The organism is Caldimonas hydrothermalis (assembly GCF_056746695.1).
In genome coordinates this window covers 1-1302 of sequence record NZ_JBWQXA010000032.1, presented here as the reverse complement: position 1 = coordinate 1302, position 1302 = coordinate 1, and the positions used below count along the sequence as shown (strand labels likewise).

At 68.5% G+C, this 1302-nt stretch carries 1 protein-coding gene; it reads left to right on the top strand.

The features are described from left to right. Positions 1-58 precede the first annotated feature (58 nt). Positions 59-1135 carry an IS5 family transposase gene (locus AC1ECW_RS16240; RefSeq protein WP_481202298.1) on the top strand — a complete coding sequence of 359 codons (1077 nt, stop codon included), beginning with the start codon at positions 59-61 and terminating at the stop codon, positions 1133-1135. Positions 1136-1302: the final 167 nt, after the last annotated feature.

Genomic DNA, 1302 nt, shown 5'->3' with positions numbered 1-1302 from the left:
GGGCACTTCTCGAAACCTCCCTCCCCCTTGCAGCCCATGAGCCGGCATGATGGCGCCCATGATCACCCCGCGCATCAAGCCCTCGTCCTTCTGGCGCTCTCAGCCCGGCGCAGACCTGTTCGTGCAAGACCAACGCCAAGCCAAGCTCGGCGGCTTCATCGCCAACCTGGCGGCGATGGACGAACTGATCGACTTCGCGGCCATCGCCGCCCAGGTGGACGCCGCTTGCCCGGGGGCCGATCGCCGCAAGGGCGGGCGCCCGCCGTACCCCACCGAGGTGATGGTGCGGCTGCTGTTCATCCAGGCGCTGTACAACCTCAGCGACGAGGACTGCGAGTACCAGGTGCTGGACCGCATGAGCTTCCAGCACTTTTGCCGCCTGGATGGCGCGCTGCACATCCCCGATGCGCGCACGCTGTGGCGCTTCAAGCAGCGCCTGGCCCAAGGGGGACTGGGCGGGCGCGCCATCTTCGAGGCGGTGAGCCTGCAGTTGCAGCAGCACGGCTACATCCCGCGCGGCGGGCAGATCGTGGATGCCAGCATCGTGCAGGCACCGCTCACCCAGGCGAACAAGGACGAGCGCCAAGCGCTCAACGAAGGCCGCAGGCCCGAGGGCTGGAATGCCAAGCGGCTGCGGCACACCGACCGCGACGCGCGCTGGACCAAGAAGCACGGCAAGAGCTTCTACGGCTACAAGGTGCACGCCAACACGGACGCGCGCTACAAGCTGATCCGCCGGGTCAAGGTCACGCCGGCCAATGTCGATGACGGCCAGACGCTCAAGGAGGTGCTGGACCGCGCCAACACCGGCGCGCGGGTGCTGGCCGACCGAGGCTACGACGCGCAGACCAACCGCCAGTTGCTGCAGGCCCACGGGCTGCGCGACGGCATCGCGCGGCGTGCCAAGCCCGGGCAGGAGCGGCGCGCGCGACTGGACGCGCGCAACAAGGCGATCAACCGCGTCCGCGCCAGAGGCGAACATGTGTTCGCCGGCCTCGAGCAGTTGGGCGGCAAGTGCGTGCGGGCGATGACGCTGGCCAGAAACGAGCTGGCGATCCTGCTCAAGTGCGCGGCGTACAACGCCAAGCGGCTGGTCTGGCTGGTGCGCCATGACCCGTGCGGGTGTGCGCGATGAAGGAAGAGGTGCGCCCGCTGCAGCCTGCAAACGCAGTTTTGCAGGGCCTCGGGCGCCCGCCAAGGCTGCGATGACGGGGCCTGAGCGGCACCGAGAACCCCGAACTGAACGACGCGAGCGCCCTCATGCCGGTTCAGCCTTCGGAAATGGGGTTATGCGAAGTGCCC